The sequence below is a fragment of the Chryseobacterium sp. CH21 genome, assembly GCF_004119445.1.
In the GTDB taxonomy this organism is placed as follows: domain Bacteria; phylum Bacteroidota; class Bacteroidia; order Flavobacteriales; family Weeksellaceae; genus Chryseobacterium.
In genome coordinates this window covers 112,122-129,839 of the sequence record NZ_QICI01000023.1, presented here as the reverse complement: position 1 = coordinate 129,839, position 17,718 = coordinate 112,122, and the positions used below count along the sequence as shown (strand labels likewise).

Sequence of the window (17,718 nt, the reverse complement as noted above, 5' to 3'; positions counted from 1 at the left end):
AAAGATGGGATATTGAGGTATTCTTCAGATTTATGAAACAAGAGTTGAATTTAAGCCATCTTGTTTCGCTCAATAAAAACGGAATTGAAGTAATGCTCTACATGACAATGATTGCTTCTATGCTGCTCTTGATTTACAAAAAGTAAACAATTTAGGATATAAAACAGCTAAAAGACGCATCGCTATGGAACTTCGGGATATGATTACCGCAATTTTAATAATATTTGCGGGGGTGATCCTGCAAAAGTCTTCAAAACTTAAAACATAAAAAATGGTCGGAAATTTCTTCCGACCATGACTAGCCCAAAAGGCAGCTTTCCTAAATCTGTTATTTTAAAGGATTTCATATTTTGTTTTGATGCTGTATTTCAGCTTGATGTTTTCAATATTATCAAAAGAGAAATCTACCGGAGCATCAGCTATTTCCGCCTGCACACCGTAAGATCTTCCTTTATAAGCTGCAGGCATGATCATATCGCTGGTGTAGTCTTCTATTTCTACAATTTCAAGAGCATTTCCCGTCTTTTTTCCCATACTTTCCAATAGATAATCTGCTTTTTCTTTAGCCGCTTTCAATGCATTGATCTTAACCGCTTTTCTGAAATCTGCAATTTTAGTATTCTTTACTTCTGCAATGTTCAGGCTGCTTACCCATTTTTGGTTCAGGTCTTCAAAGATTTTACTAAGACTTGATTTTGTACTGGCTTTAAACAGGTAATTCTTAGAAAACTTAGCTGTTTTAGAATAGATATTCTGATACATTGATTTGAATTTGATATCCTCGTTCTTTACTCCCGCATTTTTTAAGATATCAAATAACTTCTTTTCATTATCTGCCAGATCGTTTTTATTATCAGCTTTTATCCCGATGCTGAAGATAATTTCATCCGGTTCCACTTCCATTTCGGCAACGCCCGTTACTTCAATGGCGTTTTTCTTTACTTCCTGAGCATTTACAAAGCTTCCAAGGGTTAAAATTCCGATTAATAAAAAATGTTTCAATTTCATAATTTCCTGTTTTTAAATTTTTAATTCTGATGTAAAATTACACAGATCAGTCACCGGATTCCGGGAGACTTGGTGAAAGGGAGTTTTCACTTGGTGAGCCTTTGAAAAAAGAAGAACGAGGTAAAAAGACTTTTGAACGGTTAAGATTTTTTAAGCTGTTAAGATGATGAAGAGATGTTTCACTTTATTTCTCTTTATTCTTTTTCAGATCATATTTTACACTGAGGTTCATGATATATTGTATGCCCACTTCAGGATCAGCATTATTGATGACCTTATCAAAACCGGTATAATCTATACCATCGTAATAAAAGGTTTTTGATTTTCTCTCTTCCTTCTTTACATATCTGGTGTCATATCCGTAGGTAACATTCGCGCTTTCAAAAGCCGTATAATTCTGATATTGGCTTTTAGGGAAAACATAGGTAAAGCCTGAGGTAGCTGTAGGGCTCCCAATAATTTCTTTTTAAACAGTTTAAAATAGTTTTCCTTCTTTTTGTCAAAGACAGCATATGCTTCCTTGAGCAGAACTTCCTGAATGGTATCGATATCATTGCTGATATAATCTACTTTAATCACATCATAAATCTGAAAATCTGAAGCTTCAGAGATTAGCTTTTCAATCATTGAGTGCTTGTTTACTGTAATAATGATATTTTTCTTGGTTTCAAAGCCGTCCATTTTTTGGGTGGTTGTCTGTGAGTCTTTATTGATGTTGTAATCATAGACTTTCGTTTGTGAAATAAAATCCACAAAAATAGCATCACTTTTGATTCCCATTGAAGATATTCTTTTCATAAAACCACTGATTCTTTTGTTGATATTCTCCAGTGCAATTTTTGGAGTATCAGCCTCCTCATTCAGTCCAAGGGTTATTTTGTAACGGTCTGCAGGCTTGTTCATTAATATTTTTACATTGACAATCAGTGTAGAATCGTTGGTGAAATAACTATTGGTATTGTTAAATTCAGGGAGATTTCTGGGAGCGGAATAATCAGTGTTATTTCTGTCTCTGTAGATTTGGTTTCCTCCAACCTGTGCTTTTGAAAAATTTAAGAAAGATGCAATGATGAGACAAAATGTAAATGTTAGTTTTTTCATGATTTTTAAATTTGAATTATTTTGCCTCAAACTTAGCCTTAGGATCACAGTATCAAAGACTCAACTTGGTGAATGGGAAACTTCACTTGGTGAATAGTTTTTGAGCAGACTATATATATGTATATCTTTGTTTTATGAAAATGCTTAAACTCTTTACGCTCTTTTTACTGGTGCTTTGGGGAAATACACTATATTCCCAGACCACTACTAATAGCAGTGCTGCTGTGGAAGAAGTACAGGTGGAAACGAAGAAGCTGAAAAAAGCAATGGACAACAAAAATGAACCTGCCCAGGCGGATTCATACTATAACATCGGAGAAACATTTTTCAATGGAGGAAACTTTGCGAAAAGTGAAGAGTATTATACAAAAGCAAAAAAGCTGTATGAAAAACTCAACGATAAACCCAATATTGAAAAAGCTACCCGAAGATTAGCCCAATCCCAGGAAAAACAGAATAAAATAACACCCGCCATCAGCAATTACAGTATGGCAGCCCAAGCAAGCTACAGCGAAAAAAGTAAAGCTGTTAATTCTAATGATGTGGCAAGACTTTCTTCACCCACACCGGAACTTAAAGCAGAAGCGATTCAGAATAATATCAACCTGAGCAAAAAAGAAAACGAACAGGGAGACTTGGCGGAAAGTTACAGTCAGCTGGCTGACGTTAATCTCAGACAGAAAGACGTTTCCAGTGCTGAAGAAAATCTGAATACAGCGTATAAAATTTCCAAAAAAGAAGCGCCTCAGCAAGCGCTTGCCATCAATCAGAAACTTGCGGATCTCTATGTAGAAAACAAAAATTTCGAGAAAGCGATTGAAGCTAAAAAGAAGGTATTGAAAGAAGATTTTGTGAAAGAAAACTCACAGGAGAAAGTTAATCAGATTCAGGAGCTGGCAGATATTTATATTAAAAAGAATGATCCGAAAGAAGCCGTAGATCTTTTGAAAAATGCCTACGGAATTGCTTTGGACAAAGGTCATACGCTGGAAGCACAGAAAAGTGTGAAAAAACTGGACAGCCTTTATGCCATTTCAGGAAATGTAGATGCTTCTGTTCAGCTGTACAGAGACTTTTTGGGAAAACTTCCGAATCTCGTTTCCAAGGACAGAAGCCTTGTAGATAATAAAATCCTGGAAGACACAGAACAACGAATCTCACAGCTGGAAAAAGAAAAAGGGTTGAAAGATGAACTTATCAGAAAAAAGAATGTTTTCAATTATACCTTGATCGGTGCTTTGATATTGCTGACTGTATTAATTATTTTTATTTTCAGAACCCTGAAAAAAGTTCAGATAAAGAATAAGAAAATTGCTTTGCAGTCGCTTCGTAGAGAAATGAACCCGCATTTTATTTTTAACAGTTTAAACAGCGTGAATCACTTTATCGCAACCAACAATGAACTGGAGGCGAATCAGTATCTGACTAAATTTTCGAAACTGATGCGTGGTGTGATGGAAAATTCAACCGAAGATTTTATCCCTTTTCAGCAGGAACTGGATCTTCTTCAGAACTACCTTGCTCTGGAAAAAACACGTTTTGCAGATAAATTCGATTATGAAATTGACGTGGATGAAAGTTTAAATATGCAAAATCTTCAGGTTCCCGGAATGCTGATACAGCCGTTTCTGGAAAATGCTGTCTGGCACGGACTCCGGTACAGAGCTGACAAAGGATTTTTAAAACTAAGCTTTGAAAAAAGTGAATCTCATCTGAAAATCCTCATTGAAGACAATGGAATAGGCATTGAAGAAAGTAAAAAGCAAAAAACCCAGCACCAAAAAACCAGAGAGGGCAGAGGAATGAAAAATACACTGGAAAGAATTCAGCTCCTGAATGATCTGTATAAAAAACATATCACCTGTTCCGTAAAGGATAAGGAAAATAATAGTGGTGTTTTGGTAACTATCCAACTCAATATGGTATAGACTGAATTCAGGCGGATTATTGCTTGTGAATTAGTGAAGATTTAGGTAAATAAAAGGCATATACTTTGTATGTTTTGGGTCTGATTGTACGATTGGTTAAATATTACTAATTTGCATCTGCAACCTACACATTGCCACCTAATATCTATTCAAATGAAAATAAAAGCCGTACTTGTAGATGATGAGCTCATAGCAAGAGAAGTTTTACGAAACTATCTGACCAAATACTGTCCGCAAGTGGAAATCCTTGGCGAAGCTGAAAATATCAAAGAAGCCGTTCCTTTAATTGCCGAAAATCAGCCTCAGCTGGTCTTTCTGGACGTAGAAATGCCTTTTGGAAATGCCTTTGATGTTCTGGAAGCTACCAAAGAGTTCTCCTATGAAACCATTTTCATTACTGCATTTTCACAATATTCTTTACAGGCCTTAAATAAATCTGCAAGTTATTATATTTTAAAACCAATTGATATTCAGGAGCTTATTCTGGCGGTCAATAAAGTGGCTGAAAGTCTTGAGAAAAAAGATGAGCTCAACCGAAACAAAATTCTTCTTGAAAACCTAAAGTTAAAACCTGAAAAACAACAATTGATCTTGCCGACACTACAGGGATTTGATGTAGTAAAGACTGAAGATATCGTAAGACTTCAGGCAGACGGAAATTTTACCCAGGTATATCTTACAGATGGCTCGAAGAAGATGGTATGCCGTTTTCTGAAACACTTTGATGATCTTTTGGAAAACCCGTTTGTGAGGGTTCACCGTTCCCATATTATCAATACAGGATTTGTGAAATCCTATCATAAAAGCGGAACTGTAATGCTGTCTGATGATACAGAAATTGAGGTTTCAGGAAGCTTTAAAGATAATTTCCTGAAAGTATTTTCATAGAATTTATTGTATCTTTAACAGACTTAAGGCATTATTTTTGACGTTTTTATCATAATCACCAAAATATTCTTGTCATGAAAACCATTCATAAAATTATACTTCCCGTTTCCCTGGGAGCATTGGGTCTTATCATGTTCAATTCCTATTCTGTAAGAATTCCCAGAGGAGCCTCTGCCGTTAAGAATTTTGATCTTAAAAAATACCTTGGCAGATGGTATGAGATCGCCCGTTTTGACTACAGGTTCGAGAAAAATATGGATAATGTAACCGCAGAATATACAGAAAATCCGGATGGAACGGTTCAGGTTAGAAATAAAGGGTATGATTACGTTAAAAAAGTATGGAACGAATCCATCGGGGAAGCAAAATTTGTAAAAGATCCTACTGAAGCGCGTCTTAAAGTTTCATTTTTCAAACCAATTTGGGCTGGTTATAATGTGATAGATATTGATGAAGACTATCAATATGCGCTGGTAGCTGGAAGCAGTTTAAAATATTTATGGATTCTTTCCCGTACCACTGATATTCCGGAAAGCATCCGTCAGCGTTTCATTCAGAAAGCCAGAAAAATCGGTTATAATACCGATGAACTGATCTGGGTGAAACATAATTAATACAAAAAGCGAAGAAAATTGTTTTCCTTCGCTTTTCGCTTTTTGTTTTTTAACTTTTAATATACTCTTTCCATTCCTCAAAACGGTGATCAATAACCTGTTTCATCAGGTCATAATTTTCGTAAGTGTCTTCAATGTGATAGAAAGTTTCGTATTCATAATCATTTTCCTCTGCTTTACCATCAAAAAGATTCACGTAATCATCAGCAAATGAGCTGTATCTGTTTCCGAAGTCTGTATCGTCGGCATAATAATCTTTTGCAAAAAGATTCCCCAGCTCATTCAGATCATATTCGGAAAATTTACCATCACAGGCATCCATAATGAATTCAGCTCCAGTAATTTCTCTTCGTTTTACTTTTTCTATTTCCTCAGCATTGTCTTCCTTCAGTTCTTCGGAAATCAGATTGTTATGAATACACCAGTTCAGGAACATTCCTGTGTGGGTTGCCCCATTTTTCTGGGGAAGTCCTTCCGGAAAATCACCGCCATAATGCCATGAAGCATCATCATATTTAGACATAATTTGTATTGTAGTTTTAGATAATTTCGTCAAAAATAGAAAAAATCAATTTATATTGCCGCTGCCACAGAATTTTCCGTCATTTGCATAGAATTTTTTTCAACAAAAAAACATATGGAAAAAGCTGTTCTGATTACTATCGGTGATGAAATCCTTTCCGGAAACACGGTAGATACCAATTCTAATTTTATTGCCACGGAACTTAAAAATGTAGGGATAAAAGTTGTTCAGATTCTTACGATCTCAGACGAAATTGAAACCATTAAAGAAGCTTTAAGTGCTGCATTTGAAAAAGGAGATCTTGTCATTACCACAGGCGGATTAGGCCCAACCAGAGATGATAAAACCAAAAAAGCGCTGGCAGAGTATTTCGATGATGAAATTGCTTTGGATGAGGTAACCTTCAACCATCTTAAAGAATATATGGAAAGAAGAGGAAGAGCAGATATTCTGGAGAGAAACAAAGAACAGGCTTTTGTGCCTACCAAGTCCATTGTTTTTCAAAACCATTACGGGACGGCTCCATGCATGATGATGGAACAAAACGGAAAATTGTGTTACAGCCTTCCGGGAGTTCCTTATGAGGTAAAGCCGCTTATCAAAGATCAGATCATTCCTTATTTGCAGAAAAGATTTAAGCTTCATTATATTCATACCAGAATTGTTTCTGTGGTAGGAATTCCTGAAAGTATTCTTGCAGACAAAATTGAAGAATGGGAACTGGCGCTTCCGGCAAATATTGCACTGTCTTATCTTCCGGTTGGAACACGTGTAAAACTTCGTCTGACAGCTTCCGGGGAGAATGAAGAATTGCTGAAACAGACAACAGAAGAAGAAATCCAGAAACTGCTTCCGTTGGTAGAAGGCCACGTTATCGCTGTAAGTGAAGATAAAATTGAAAATATTCTGGCAGAAATGCTTACCGAAAGGAATCTGACAATTTCTACCGCAGAAAGCTGTACCGGAGGTGAACTGGCAAAAATGATCACTTCAGTTTCCGGCAGTTCAAAATATTTCCTTGGCGGAATGGTAGCGTATGCCACAGAGAAAAAGATTAAAATTTTAAATGTTTCCAAAGAAACTGTGGATGAGTTCACTGTAGTAAGTGAACAGGTAGCTCAGGAAATGGCCAAAGGTTGCCAGCAATTGTTTGAAACCCATATTTCCCTTTCTACAACAGGTGTTGCCGGGCCAGGAAAAGGAGAAGATGGTAAAGAGGTGGGAACGGTTTACTATACGATCAGGATCAATGATCAGGAAGTAACCTCCAAATTATATATGCCTCATCTGGAAAGAGTAGACTTTATGGATTTTGTTTCCCAAAAGGTAATTCAGGATTTGGTAAGCCTTCTTATCAACAGTTAAATAGAATGCTTTATTTTTAATTTTTTTTTAATTAATTTTTATACAGTTTTTCACGCTTTTTGAAAGCCCTTCAATAAATTTCAAAAATCGTGGAAAATTCCAAACAGATTTTTCAGACCAGCAGCAAAAAACGCTGGAAAAGTGTACAATGGGGAAGCCGTGTTTTTATTTTTATAGGAATACTGCTTCTTCTTGCTTTAGGTCTGATGATGACCCTGGACAGAAGTCCTAAAATTCCTTTTAAAGAAGATTATAAAGCAGTTATTACAGCCAATAAGCCCTATCTTCAGGAGAATAAAATTTCCAAAGAATACAAAGGTTTCAGAAGCTTTATTTCTGAAAAAACAATCCATACCAGCCTCGATAAAATTCAGAAGGCAAGAGAAGAAAGATACAAAAATCAAAACCGAAACTGGGCTCAGTTTCCGGGAGGAATCCGATCTGCCTTTTATGTGGCATGGGACCCTCAGTCACTCATGTCTCTGAAAAGAAATATCAGACACGTCAATCTTGTTTTTCCTGAATGGTTTTTCCTAGATCCCAAAACAGGTGATCTGAAAACCAATGTGGATCCGGAAGGATATAAAGTGATCAAAAGAACAGGTGTTGCTGCCATGCCGATGCTGAGTAACAACTCAGACCGAGAATTCCGTGCAGAAGGACTGGTAAAAGTTTTGAATGATCCGCAGAAAAGAACCCATTTGATTCAAAAAATCACCCAGCAATGTAAAAAATACCACTTCAAAGGAATTAATATCGACTTTGAAGATATGAACCTGAATTCTGATGATAATCTGATTGCCTTTATGAAAGAACTTTCAGAGACCTTCAAAAAAAATCAGCTGCTGGTTACCATGGATATCATGACTGATAATGACGATTACAATATTCCAAGACTGAATCCTTATGTAGATTACTTTGTGCTGATGGCTTATGATGAGTATTCAGCAGGAAGTGATGCAGGTCCGGTTTCTTCCCAAAAATGGATTGAAGAACAGACTGGGAAAATCGTGAAACAAGTTTCTCCACAAAAAATCATTTTGGGCTTGGGAGCATACGGCTATGACTGGAGTTCCAATAAGGATGACAATACCTCCGTTACTTACATGCAGGCCATTACTAAAGCCAGTGCAAGTAAAGCAGTTATTGATTTTAATGACAATACGTTTAATTTAAATTATTCTTACACGGATTCTAAAAATTTAACCCACACTGTATTTTTCAATGATGCGGCTTCTATTTTCAATACGATGCGTTTTTCCTCAGAATATCCGTTAGCAGGAACTGCACTCTGGAGACTCGGAAGTGAAGACAGCAGAGTCTGGAATTTCTATGATAAAGACCTTACGTTTGCCGGATTATCCAAGCTGAATTTAAAAACACTGGAAAATGTGAAAGGACAAACCATGGTGGATTACATCGGAGACGGAGAAGTATTAGATGTTCTGAATACCCCTCATGATGGGAAAATTGCTCTGGAAATTGATCCGAAAGAGAAAATTATCACAGACGAAAATTATATTACCTATCCAAGTTCTTACGAAGTCAAAAAATATGGAAGCGCTCCTCAGAAAGAACTCGTTCTTACTTTTGATGACGGTCCGGATGAAACGTATACTCCGCAAGTATTGGATATTTTGTCCAAATACCATGTTCCGGCAGCTTTCTTTTTGGTAGGACTCAATGCAGAAAAGAACCTTCCGCTCGTTAAAAGAATTTACCGTGAAGGACACGAAATAGGAAATCACACCTTTACTCATGAAAATGTAGCCAAAGTAAGTCCTGAAAGAGCTTTGCTTGAAATGAAACTGACAAGACTGCTGATCGAATGTATCACAGGTCATAGTACAATTCTGTTCAGAGCTCCATACAATGCAGACTCGGAGCCTACAACTTCAGAAGAGATTATCCCTGTAGCTTTGGCAAGACAGCAAAATTATCTTGATATCGGAGAAAATATAGACCCTGAAGACTGGCAGCCGGGGATAAAAGCAGATGAAATCGTAAAACGTGTAATGGCTGGAATTAAGCAGGAGAGAGGGAATATCATTCTTCTTCATGATGCAGGCGGAGATACCAGAGAAGAAACTGTAAAAGCTTTAAAAATCCTGATTCCGACTCTTCAGAAACAAGGTTATCATTTTACAAACCTTACGAATATTCTGCACAAAAGCAGAAGCGAACTGATGCCTGAAGTTCCTAAAACAAGATCATATTATATCATGCAGTTGAATCTTGTATTGGCTACGATGATCTATGGAATAAGCCATTTCCTGGTTGCATTGTTTACTATTTTCATTGTGTTGGGACTGATCAGATTATTGTTGATGGCTTACTGGGCTTTTAAAGAAAGAAAAAAAGAAAAAAAATTAGGTGAATTTCCGGTGTTGGATTCCTACCCGAAGGTTTCAATCATTGTTCCTGCATACAATGAAGAAGTGAATATTGTTTCTTCCCTGCAGAATTTGTTGAAACAGACCTATCCTAATTTTAATATTATTATGGTAGATGACGGAAGCAAAGATTCCACGTATGAAAAAGCATTGGAAGCATTTCCGGATCACCCGAAACTGAAAATTTTCACCAAAGGAAACGGTGGAAAAGCCACTGCCCTGAATTTCGGAATATCACAAACTGATGCAGAATATGTAGTATGTATTGATGCCGATACCAAATTACAACAGGATGCCGTGAAATATATGATTGCAAGATTTTTAAATTCTGATCCGGAAGAAAAAATAGCAGCGGTAGCAGGAAATGTTAAAGTAGGGAACAGGGTAAACTGGCTTACCAAATGGCAGGCTATAGAATATACAACAAGCCAGAATTTTGACAGACTGGCGTATGCGCACATTAATGCTATTACTGTAATTCCGGGAGCTATTGGTGCATTTAAAAAGTCTGTGATCATAGAAGCAGGAGGATATTCATCCGATACTCTGGCAGAAGATTGTGATATTACGGTTAAAATATTAAAAGCGGGATATACCGTAGCGAATGAAAACAGAGCAATTGCTGTAACGGAAGCTCCTGAAACCACAAAACAGTTTTTAAAACAACGTTTCCGATGGACTTACGGAATCATGCAGATGTTCTGGAAACAGAGACAGACTTTCCTTAACCCCAAATATAAAGGATTGGGACTTTGGGCAATGCCGAATATTTTATTATTCCAATACATCATTCCATTTTTCTCGCCATTGGCAGACGTGATTATGTTTTTTGGAATCCTGTCCGGAAACGGAGACAAAATATTCACCTATTATCTGATTTTCCTTTTGGTAGATGCTTCATTAGCATTAGTAGCATTCATCATGCAGAAGGAAAAACTAATCAATCTGTTGTATATTATTCCACAGAGATTCGGGTATAGATGGCTGATGTATATTGTATTATTTAAAAGTTTAAGAAAAGCACTGAAAGGCGAAATGCAGTCCTGGGGATTCCTAAAAAGAACCGGGAATGTAAAAGAGATAGCAACATCTTAATGAGGTTGGAGGCTGGAAGAGTGAGGCTGGATGTTGTTTTCTCAGTTATCATTTTTTACGATTCTTATAACTTCCAGCTTCTGTCTCTTATTGTCTGATTTTCCAGTAAAGATTTGAACCAAAAAAATATAATTAGGTAGCTGGAGGTTGTTTTATGACTTTAATAACTTCCAGCTTCCTGTTTCCAACTTCCCACTTATAATACTTTCATGTTATTTATTTAAATTTGTTTTCATATTCAAGTAACAAATACGAAATAAATCATACATATTCTAAAAATTGTTATCATAATGAAAAAAATAACGCTTTCTTTGTTTTTAATAGCAGGGATCTGCACTCAGACTACGATGAGCGCACAAGCTAAAGCTGCTAAAGTAGCAGTGAATAACACAGACAAAGGTTTAGACCTTAGCTTGATGGACACTTCAGTACGTCCTCAGGATGATTTTTATAACTATGTGAGTGGAACTTGGATGAAAACAGCCAAAATTCCATCTGACAAACCAACTTGGGGAAGCTTCAACAAACTGGCTGAGGATACGGATAACAATTCCATGACCATCCTGAACTCTCTTCTGAAAGATAAATTTGCTGACGGAAGCGAAGGGAAAAAAATTCAGGACCTGTATGCTACTTACATGAACATGCAGAAGAGAAATGCAGACGGAATCAAACCAATCCAGGAAAATCTGAATAAGATTGATGCTATTAAAAATATGGCTGATCTTCAGAACTACCTGACTTCTGTAACGAAAGAAGGTGAAAACGTTTTTTACGGATGGGGAGTAGATGCAGACCTTAAAGATTCTAAAATGAATGCAGTTTACTTAGGAAATCCTTCTCTAGGCTTAGGAAGAGATTACTATCAGAAAGTAAACGAGAAAAATACAGAAGCGATTGCTGAATATCAGAAATATGTAGCTTCAATGCTAAAAGAATTAGGATACAAAAATGCTGATGAAGCAGCAAAAGGTATCGTTAATTATGAAAAAAGCATCGCACAGACTTACCTGACCAATGAGCAGAGCCGTGATAACACTCTTCAGTACAACCCTGAGACAATGGCTGAACTTTCTGCTTTGGTGAAAAATGTTGACCTTCCAGGTTACCTTAAAAAAGTAGGGGTAAATTCTGATAAAGTAATTATCAGTGAATTAGGATTCTATAAGAGCTTCGATAAATTAGTAAATGCTCAGAATCTTCCTGTGATCAAGGATTATCTGAAATTCCACATGATCCATGGAAGTGCTTCTTACTTAAGCGAAAACTTAGGCAACATGAAGTTTGCTTTCTATGGTAAATATCTTAGAGGACAACAGGAACAAAGAGCTCTTAACAAGAGAGGTTTTGAGTTGATCAATGGTTCTTTAGGAGAAGCTTTCGGAAAATTATATGTTGAGAAATATTTCCCGGCTGAAGCAAAAGCTCAGATGGTAGAATTGATCGATTATTTAAAGAAAAGTTTTGCCGTTCACATCAATAACTTAGCTTGGATGTCTTCTACAACTAAGGAAAAAGCAATGCAGAAGCTGAACAAGTTCACTGTAAAAGTAGCTTATCCTGACAAATGGAAAGACTATTCAAAATTAAATATCGTTTCTGAAGCGAATGGAGGAAACCTTTACAAAAACCTTCAGAATATCGGAGAATGGCAGTACAATAAAGATTTAGCTAAAATTGGTAAGCCAGTGGATAAAACAGAATGGGGAATGACTCCACAGACTGTAAATGCCTATTACAACCCGGTAAATAACGAGATTGTATTCCCTGCAGCGATCCTTCAGCCGCCATTCTTTAACCCTAAAGCTGATGCTGCGGTAAACTTCGGAGGTATCGGTGCGGTTATCGGTCACGAAATGAGCCACGGATTTGATGATTCAGGAGCACAGTTCGATGCTGACGGTAACTTGGTAGACTGGTGGACTCCGGAAGATAAAGCAAATTTCGAAAAAGCTACAAAAGCTCTTGCTTCTCAATATGACAAATACGAGCCTGTAAAAGGAACTTTTGTAAACGGAACTTTCACAAACGGTGAAAATATCGCTGACTTAGGAGGTGTAAACATTGCTTATGACGCTCTTCAAATGTATCTGAAAGACAAAGGAAACCCAGGGAAAATCAGTGGATTCACTCAGGATCAGAGATTCTTCCTAAGCTGGGCAACCGTTTGGAGAACATTATCAAGCGAGAAATATATGGTGAATCAGGTGAAAACTGACCCGCACTCTCCAGGATATTTCAGAAGTTTTGGTCCACTTATTAACGTTGACGCTTTCTACAAAGCATTCGATGTGAAAAAAGGAGACAAACTCTACAAAACTCCGGAAGAAAGAATCAAAATCTGGTAACAATAACAACCGCTCAGCAATGGGCGGTTTTGTTTTTTTAGGTAGCAGGTAATAGATGATAGGTAGCAGGTGATAGGTAGCAGGTTTTAGGGATTAAGGAAAATAGGTAATAAGTAATAAGTAATAAGTAATAAGTAATAGGGGATGTGATATGGAATCGATGGGAGATTCTTTACAATAACGGCTTCCATCATTCCCCTCCCACGGAGGGGTGGCAAAAATTCAAAGAATTTTTGACGGGGTGGTCTACCCAATAGCACCAAACATTAAACGATGAACTTTAAACCTTAAACCTTAAACCTTAAACCTTAAACCTTAAACCTTAAACTTTCAATCCCATCTTCAATTTTCACCCATATATAAATATCAGTCATAACATATCATTAAAGTTTGTATATTTGATAAGTTTGTGTAAAATCAAAAATTATCTTTAATGAAAAAGCTAAATATTGGAATACTTGCCCTTTCGGGTATTGTATTTCTTAATTCTTGTGGAGCAGCAAAGACTGCAGGGACAGACAATAAAACAGAAGCTACAGCAAAAGTAGCTGAACCGGTAAAAGAAGAAGCAAAAGAAGAGGGGATCAATTTATCGTATATGGATACCAGTGTCCGCCCGCAGGATGACTTTTTTAGCTATGTGAACGGAAATTGGGTGAAAACTACTCAAATTCCTTCTGATAAAGCCAATTGGGGTTCTTTCAATGCGTTGAGAGAAAATGTGGATGATGCTTCATTAGATATCTTAAACAAAATTCTTACAGAATCATATCCTGCCGGATCTGAAGGCCAGAAAATCCAGAATCTGTATGCCTCTTTTATGGATACCAATAAAAGAAATGCAGAAGGTTTGGCTCCTATCAAAGCTGATCTTGCCAAGGTAGATGCTATTAAAAGTCTTGGTGATCTTCAGAAATATCTTTTGGAAGCTACAAAATTAGGCGACAACTCTTTCTATGGATGGAGAGTAGGTGCTGATATGAAGAATTCCAACATGAATGCAGTGTATCTTGGCGGTCCGGATCTAGGTCTTGGAAGAGATTATTACCAGAAAGTAAATGATGCCAATACTAAAACACTGGCAGAATATCAAACCTACGTTGGAAAACTATTCGGAGTTTTAGGATATAAAAATTCTCCTCAGGCTGCACAAAATGTGGTAGACTTTGAAAAGCAGCTTGCCAATTATTTATTGACTCTTGAGCAGAACAGAGATGCTAATTTAAGATATAACCCTAAAAAGGTATCAGAATTATCAGGACTTGTAAAAAACGTAGACCTTGCCAAATATCTTAAAGATGCAGGAGTAAACACAGACAGAGTAATCATTGGAGAACTGAAATATTACCAGAATATGGATCAGTTCATTACGCAGAAAAATCTTCCTTTATTAAAAGACTATCTGAAATACCATATCATCAACGGAAATGCAAGCAATCTGGATGACAGCTTAGAACAGATCAGATTTGATTTCTATGCTAAATATTTACAGGGACAGAAAGAGCAGCGCCCCATGAACAAAAGAGGGCTTACCCTTGTGAATGGTGTTCTTGGTGAAGCTTTCGGAAAACTGTATGTAGACAAATATTTCACTCCGGAAGCTAAAAAGCAGATGGAAACGTATATTGATTACCTTCTAAAATCATTCAAAACACACATCGCGAATATAGACTGGATGTCTCCTGAAACCAAAGTAAAAGCTCAGGAAAAACTATCCAAGTTTACCGTAAAAATTGCTTATCCGGATAAATGGAAAGATTATACTCAATTAAAAGTAGAATCTCCAAAAGAAGGTGCTACTTTATATTCTAACCTGCAGAATGTAGCAGCATGGCAATACCAGAGAAGTCTGGACAAAGTAGGAAAGCCTGTTGATAAAACAGAATGGGGAATGTCTCCACAAACTGTAAATGCTTACTACAGCGGATCAAACAACGAAATTGTATTCCCTGCAGCAATTCTTCAGCCGCCTTTCTACAATCCTAAAGCTGACGCAGCTGTAAACTTCGGAGGGATAGGAGCCGTTATCGGTCACGAAATTTCTCACGGATTTGACGACAGTGGTTCGCGTTTCGATGGAGATGGTAACCTGAATAACTGGTGGAGTGATGCAGACCGTAAAAACTTTGATGCAAAAGTAGGTCAGTTAGCCGCTCAGTACAGTGCTTACGAACCTGTAAAAGGAAGCTTCGTGAACGGTAAATTTACAAGTGGTGAAAATATCGGTGACTTAGGTGGAGTAGCAGTAGCTTACGATGCCCTTCAAATGTATTTAAAAGATAAAGGAAACCCGGGAAAAATCAGCGGATTCACTCAGGATCAGAGATTCTTCATGAGCTGGGCTACTGTTTGGAGAACCAAAGCTACCGATCAGTATATGATCAATCAGGTGAAAACAGACCCACACTCTCCGGGAATGTTCAGAGCTTTTGGACCACTTGTAAATCAGGATTCATTCATCAAAGCATTTGATATCAAACCGGGGGACAAATTGTATAAAGCTCCTCAGGACAGAATAAAAATCTGGTAATTTTACCCGAAAATTGTTAGAAAAGAAAGAATCTGCTTCAATTACGAAGCGGATTCTCTTTTAATATTCTTTCTTATAATTCCGGAGCACAAACTTGATTCCGGTTTCTATAATTTCTCCCATGGTTTTACAATACTTGAAATTCACATCGTAGGTGAGTTTCCGTAAAGCTGTACTTAATTCTGTCACATTAGCCTCAGGAGCAATATTATCTTTTTTCATAATAGAAATAAGCTCATCAAATCTGTTTTGGCTGCTGGTCACTCTTTTTACGATCTGTGAACGTACCTCTTTACGGTATTGTTCTATAGAACTGGGTTTCAGTTTTTCCAGTACCATATTCACCATTTGATTATTCTCTTTAAAATATTGCGGAAGATACACTTTCAAATTCCCCTCATAAGACTGTTGATCAAAATCAATGGGGCGTATTCTATAAATAACCTGGTCAAAATCATGAATAGGAATTACCACATAATTATAAGAACGCATGTCACCAAGAAGACCAATAAGACAACGCTCATTGAATTTCACAAACTCCTTGGAAATCTGTGCCTTTTCCAGTTCTGTACAATTGAATAGATGTTTCTGAATGAAAACATCACCGGGAATTCCCAGAATATGTTCCTCAATCAAAGTATTTTTATAAACCAGAAAGTTTATCCGGTTGGGAGAAAGCAGGTCTTCAAGCTCCAGACCAAATATTCGGGAAGCATCAGCCTGTTTAATATAAAAATAAGTATAATTATCATTAAGAACATTTCTCACGCGAACCCGGAAAGGCTTAGAATTTCCAAACGTACAAAAGTCGATAGTATCTACTTTCAGGTAAGGTAAAGTAGCAATGTCCCCATCAGAATGGAGAAGGGTATAAATCTTATTTAAGTTAGCCTCTATTTCTTTAAACTCATATTCAGGATACAATACACCCAGCCACAAAGTATCTTTTCCGTCTTTATCCAGAATTCTTACACTATCACTAAATCTTAAGAGGTCTTCATACAGAAACTTGATTTTGGTGGTTCTGTTATATTTTTCTAAATATTGTTGTAATGCTTCTGAAACTGGAAATATCGGTTTTCTGAACGCTATTTTTACATCTTTCATGACACTGTTCACTTTCATTAAATATAAAGAATATTTTTTTGTGATCTCTGGGGAATTCTTATTTTAACATTCATTTGATGCTTTTGTATAAAAGTAGAGTGGGTAAAATTTTATTTATTTTTTCTTGAATCTTTTTATTTATTTTTTCATAGCTTAGTGATATCGTAATATGGTGATTTTATGTTGAATAAATGTAAATGAATTGAGATGATTCAATAAAAATCTTAGTAAAATTTTTTATGTTACAGTTTTTTTTAAATTTAAACACTGGATTGGTAATTTATTTGATTCATCAGTAAATTACTCAAAGACAGATCCAAACCAAATTAATAAATCTCAAAATAACAATAATATGGCAATGTTTAATTATGGTGTTGGCGGAAACGAGGTAAAAGTAGACGCTAATGAAGCTATTCAGGAAATACAGGAAAATAAATCACTGATAGTAAGCCAACTTACAACAGAAGAGTCTTATACTCCTGAAATCGTAACAGGATTAAAAACAGTGGAAGACGTTTTCAAACATTTTCAGCCAGCAATATCTGTACAGCACGAAACAGAAGATGGTGGAATGGTAGAAGAAGAATTCCGTTTTCAAAACCTTGGAGACTTTACCCCTAAAAGCCTTACTCAGAAGTCAGATTATCTGCAGCAGCTGAGCATGGAACAGGAGCAGTACAATAAAATAGTACGTCAGCTGAAAACCAACAAAATTCTACGCAACATGCTGGAGAACGATCAAACAAGAGCTGCGTTCGTAGAGGTATTGAAAGAAGTGGCACAAGAACTTGAAAAATAATTAAAGACTACATTAAATC

Annotated in this window: 13 protein-coding genes; 9 read left to right on the top strand and 4 right to left on the bottom strand. The window is 36.6% G+C overall.

Annotation, left to right across the window (positions count from 1 at the left end; translation table 11 throughout):
* Positions 1–32 precede the first annotated feature (32 nt).
* The gene (locus tag BOQ62_RS24230; protein WP_410494179.1) at positions 33–146 is read left to right on the top strand and encodes a hypothetical protein; all 114 of its coding nucleotides are present in this window, start codon (positions 33–35) and stop codon (positions 144–146) included.
* 187 nt (positions 147–333) lie between these two features.
* On the opposite strand, the gene BOQ62_RS04375 is transcribed toward BOQ62_RS24230, so the two are convergent.
* Together BOQ62_RS04375 and BOQ62_RS04370 are read right to left on the bottom strand one after the other, a co-directional pair.
* On the bottom strand, positions 334–1,008 hold the full coding sequence (locus tag BOQ62_RS04375; protein ID WP_129037443.1) for an SIMPL domain-containing protein: 675 nt from the start codon (positions 1,006–1,008) through the stop codon (positions 334–336).
* A 339-nt stretch (positions 1,009–1,347) separates the two neighbouring features.
* On the bottom strand, positions 1,348–2,109 hold the full coding sequence (locus BOQ62_RS04370) for an SIMPL domain-containing protein (protein WP_129037441.1): 762 nt from the start codon (positions 2,107–2,109) through the stop codon (positions 1,348–1,350).
* A 140-nt stretch (positions 2,110–2,249) separates the two neighbouring features.
* On the opposite strand from BOQ62_RS04370, the gene BOQ62_RS04365 reads away from it, so the two are divergent.
* The 3 genes from BOQ62_RS04365 to BOQ62_RS04355 all read left to right on the top strand — a co-directional run bounded on the left by BOQ62_RS04365 (position 2,250) and on the right by BOQ62_RS04355 (position 5,539).
* A complete protein-coding gene (locus tag BOQ62_RS04365; RefSeq protein WP_228413669.1) occupies positions 2,250–4,037 on the top strand; it encodes a histidine kinase in 1,788 nt (595 codons plus the stop codon).
* 153 nt (positions 4,038–4,190) lie between these two features.
* Positions 4,191–4,925, top strand: coding sequence for a LytR/AlgR family response regulator transcription factor (locus BOQ62_RS04360; protein ID WP_129037437.1), 735 nt, complete (start codon positions 4,191–4,193; stop codon positions 4,923–4,925).
* A gap of 74 nt (positions 4,926–4,999) precedes the next feature.
* The gene (locus BOQ62_RS04355; RefSeq protein ID WP_129037435.1) at positions 5,000–5,539 is read left to right on the top strand and encodes a lipocalin family protein; all 540 of its coding nucleotides are present in this window, start codon (positions 5,000–5,002) and stop codon (positions 5,537–5,539) included.
* Between the two features lie 49 nt (positions 5,540–5,588).
* On the opposite strand, the gene BOQ62_RS04350 is transcribed toward BOQ62_RS04355, so the two are convergent.
* On the bottom strand, positions 5,589–6,062 hold the full coding sequence (locus BOQ62_RS04350) for a hypothetical protein (RefSeq protein WP_129037433.1): 474 nt from the start codon (positions 6,060–6,062) through the stop codon (positions 5,589–5,591).
* 114 nt (positions 6,063–6,176) lie between these two features.
* Here BOQ62_RS04350 and BOQ62_RS04345 point away from each other — a divergent pair, with 114 nt between their 5' ends.
* From BOQ62_RS04345 to BOQ62_RS04330, 4 genes are all read left to right on the top strand, one after another.
* Positions 6,177–7,427, top strand: coding sequence for a CinA family nicotinamide mononucleotide deamidase-related protein (locus tag BOQ62_RS04345; RefSeq protein WP_129037431.1), 1,251 nt, complete (start codon positions 6,177–6,179; stop codon positions 7,425–7,427).
* 89 nt (positions 7,428–7,516) lie between these two features.
* Complete coding sequence (locus BOQ62_RS04340; RefSeq protein WP_129037428.1) at positions 7,517–10,915, top strand: polysaccharide deacetylase family protein; 3,399 nt, start codon at positions 7,517–7,519, stop codon at positions 10,913–10,915.
* 290 nt (positions 10,916–11,205) lie between these two features.
* Entirely contained in the window at positions 11,206–13,263 is a 2,058-nt protein-coding gene (locus tag BOQ62_RS04335; RefSeq protein WP_129037425.1) for a M13 family metallopeptidase, read from the top strand.
* A gap of 433 nt (positions 13,264–13,696) precedes the next feature.
* Positions 13,697–15,793: a M13 family metallopeptidase gene (locus tag BOQ62_RS04330; protein ID WP_129037423.1), complete on the top strand. Its 2,097-nt coding sequence runs from the start codon at positions 13,697–13,699 to the stop codon at positions 15,791–15,793.
* Between the two features lie 60 nt (positions 15,794–15,853).
* On the opposite strand, the gene BOQ62_RS04325 is transcribed toward BOQ62_RS04330, so the two are convergent.
* On the bottom strand, positions 15,854–16,900 hold the full coding sequence (locus BOQ62_RS04325; protein ID WP_129037449.1) for a hypothetical protein: 1,047 nt from the start codon (positions 16,898–16,900) through the stop codon (positions 15,854–15,856).
* A 352-nt stretch (positions 16,901–17,252) separates the two neighbouring features.
* Between BOQ62_RS04325 and BOQ62_RS04320 the strand changes: the two genes are divergently transcribed.
* Complete coding sequence (locus BOQ62_RS04320) at positions 17,253–17,699, top strand: type VI secretion system contractile sheath small subunit (RefSeq protein WP_164976673.1); 447 nt, start codon at positions 17,253–17,255, stop codon at positions 17,697–17,699.
* The last annotated feature ends 19 nt before the right edge of the window (positions 17,700–17,718 follow it).

Coding starts and splice junctions, on each gene's coding strand:
- BOQ62_RS04370 (WP_129037441.1), bottom strand. CDS start 2,109: ATGAAAAAACTAACATTTACATTTTGTCTCATCATTGCATCTTTCTTA.
- BOQ62_RS04320 (WP_164976673.1), top strand. CDS start 17,253: ATGGCAATGTTTAATTATGGTGTTGGCGGAAACGAGGTAAAAGTAGAC.
- BOQ62_RS24230 (WP_410494179.1), top strand. CDS start 33: ATGAAACAAGAGTTGAATTTAAGCCATCTTGTTTCGCTCAATAAAAAC.
- BOQ62_RS04335 (WP_129037425.1), top strand. CDS start 11,206: ATGAAAAAAATAACGCTTTCTTTGTTTTTAATAGCAGGGATCTGCACT.
- BOQ62_RS04360 (WP_129037437.1), top strand. CDS start 4,191: ATGAAAATAAAAGCCGTACTTGTAGATGATGAGCTCATAGCAAGAGAA.
- BOQ62_RS04325 (WP_129037449.1), bottom strand. CDS start 16,900: ATGAAAGATGTAAAAATAGCGTTCAGAAAACCGATATTTCCAGTTTCA.
- BOQ62_RS04330 (WP_129037423.1), top strand. CDS start 13,697: ATGAAAAAGCTAAATATTGGAATACTTGCCCTTTCGGGTATTGTATTT.
- BOQ62_RS04375 (WP_129037443.1), bottom strand. CDS start 1,008: ATGAAATTGAAACATTTTTTATTAATCGGAATTTTAACCCTTGGAAGC.
- BOQ62_RS04345 (WP_129037431.1), top strand. CDS start 6,177: ATGGAAAAAGCTGTTCTGATTACTATCGGTGATGAAATCCTTTCCGGA.
- BOQ62_RS04355 (WP_129037435.1), top strand. CDS start 5,000: ATGAAAACCATTCATAAAATTATACTTCCCGTTTCCCTGGGAGCATTG.
- BOQ62_RS04350 (WP_129037433.1), bottom strand. CDS start 6,062: ATGTCTAAATATGATGATGCTTCATGGCATTATGGCGGTGATTTTCCG.
- BOQ62_RS04365 (WP_228413669.1), top strand. CDS start 2,250: ATGCTTAAACTCTTTACGCTCTTTTTACTGGTGCTTTGGGGAAATACA.